The 677-nt window shown below is 48.7% G+C and carries 1 pseudogene; it reads right to left on the reverse strand.

Annotation, left to right across the window (positions count from 1 at the left end):
* Positions 1-159, reverse strand: a pseudogene (locus GFB48_RS17325) (APH(3') family aminoglycoside O-phosphotransferase); the annotation flags it as partial.
* Positions 160-677 lie beyond the last annotated feature (518 nt).

Below are 677 nucleotides of genomic sequence, written 5' to 3' on the forward strand. Positions count from 1 at the left end.
AAACAACTCTGGCGCATCGGGCTTCCCATACAATCGATAGATTGTCGCACCTGATTGCCCGACATTATCGCGAGCCCATTTATACCCATATAAATCAGCATCCATGTTGGAATTTAATCGCGGCCTAGAGCAAGACGTTTCCCGTTGAATATGGCTCATAACACCCCTTGTATTACTGTTTATGTAAGCAGACAGTTTTATTGTTCATGACCAAAATCCCTTAACGTGAGTTTTCGTTCCACTGAGCGTCAGACCCCGTAGAAAAGATCAAAGGATCTTCTTGAGATCCTTTTTTTCTGCGCGTAATCTCTTGCACTGTAAACGAAAAAACCGCCTGGGGAGGCGGTTTGATCGAAGGTTAAGTCAGTTGGGGAACTGCTTAACCGGGTAACTGGGTATACGAGACCGCAGATACCAAAACTGTTCTTTCAGTGTAGCCGCAGTTAGGCACCCACTTCAAGACCTCTCAATATCTCTCTCGTATATATCCAGTTACCAATGGCTGCTGCCAGTGGCGTTTTTGCGTGTCCGTCCGGGTTGGACTCAAGATGATAGTTACCGGAAAGGGCGCAGCAGTCGGGCTGAACGGGGGGTTCGTGCATACAGCCCAGCTTGGAGCGAACGACCTAAACCGAGCCGAGATACCAGCAGCGTGAGCTATGAGAAAGCGCCACGCT

It is taken from the genome of Paraferrimonas sp. SM1919 (genome assembly GCF_010993985.1).
In the GTDB taxonomy this organism is placed as follows: Bacteria; Pseudomonadota; Gammaproteobacteria; order Enterobacterales; family Shewanellaceae; genus SM1919.